Source organism: Streptomyces sp. NPDC031274, from assembly GCF_055570235.1.
In genome coordinates, this window is the sequence record NZ_JBVIHP010000285.1 from 1 (window position 1) to 1,289 (window position 1,289).

The 1,289-nt window shown below is 74.2% G+C and carries 1 protein-coding gene; it reads left to right on the top strand.

What is annotated here, in order from left to right; translation table 11 throughout:
• Positions 1-1,289 (top strand): SDR family NAD(P)-dependent oxidoreductase (locus ACZ5CR_RS45700; protein ID WP_468869733.1); only part of this gene is annotated, 1,289 nt, incomplete at both ends.

Here is a 1,289-nt window from a genome sequence, read left to right on the forward strand (position 1 = left end):
GGCCTCCTCTGCCGCCCTATCCCTACCAGCGACGCCGCTACCGTCCCGGGGCCTGGGAGCACGAGCTGCTGCGCCACGTCACCTGGCGGACCGAGCCCTTGACCACGGACCGTCGCTGCGGACCCGTACTGGTGACCGGCGCCGATCCGACGGCCGTGCACGAGCTCACGCGGCGCCTCGCGGAACAGGACGTACAGACGGACGTGGCCCCCGGCACCCGTCCCGAGACGGTGCTTCTCCTGGCCGGACCGGCCGCTCACGGCACGGCAGCGGATTTCGACCGGACCCAGCGTGCGCTGGTCACGGCGTTCCAAGAGGCCCTCACCCTGTTCGATCTGACGAGGGCCCGCCGGCTGCTGGTCGTGACCGAGGACGCGCACGTCACCGGATACGGATGTGAGCGACCGGACCCGGCCCAGGCCGTGCTGGGCGGTCTGACACTGGCCGTGCCGTCGGAGTACGCCGGAGCGGTGGCCAACTGGGTCGACCTCTGCTCACTGGACGATGCCGGGCAGCGGCTCGCGGCCGTCCTCGCCGAGGCGACGGCGCCGCAGGCGGCCGGAGCCGTCGCCTGGCGGGACGGACAGCGGCTGGTGCGGACCGTCGCGGCGGAAGCGGCGGAAGCGGCGGATCTGCCCGACACCCCAGGCCGGCTGCCCGCCGACGGCACCTTCCTGATCACGGGCGGCGGTGGGGGCCTCGGTTCCGCACTGGCCCGGGAACTCGCCGTCCGTGGCCGGCCGGTGCTCTGGCTCACGGGTCGTTCCCCGCAGCCGCCCGCGGGTCTGCTGGAGGAGCTCGCCGGTCTCGGTGCCGACGCCCGTTACCACCGGGCCGACCTCACCGCGCGGGACGACGTCGAGGCGCTGGTGGCCGCGCTGCCTCCGGTGGACGCCCTCTTCCACGCGGCCGGAGTGGTGCGGCCCGGGAGTCTGCGCGGGACGAAGGTGGAGGAGACGGCAGAGGCGCTGGGAGCGAAGACGCTCGGCACCGTACTGCTGTCCGAGGCGTTGCGGCGACGGGGTCGGCACCCCGGGGTGTGCGTGGCGTTCTCCTCCGTCTCCTCGGTACTGCCCGGACTGGCCGGGGCACTCGGTTCCTATGCGGCCGCGAACTGCTTTCTGGACTCGTTCGCCGGCGCCGAGCGGCAGGCGGGGCGGCCATGGCTGTCGGTGAACCTCGGGCCGTTCGCAAAGACGGGTCTCGCCGCCGCGTTCGCCGGCGAGGTCCTCACCCATGAGGGGGGCCGGCCGCTGGCAACCGCGCCGGCCCTGGCGGCCCTGATATCC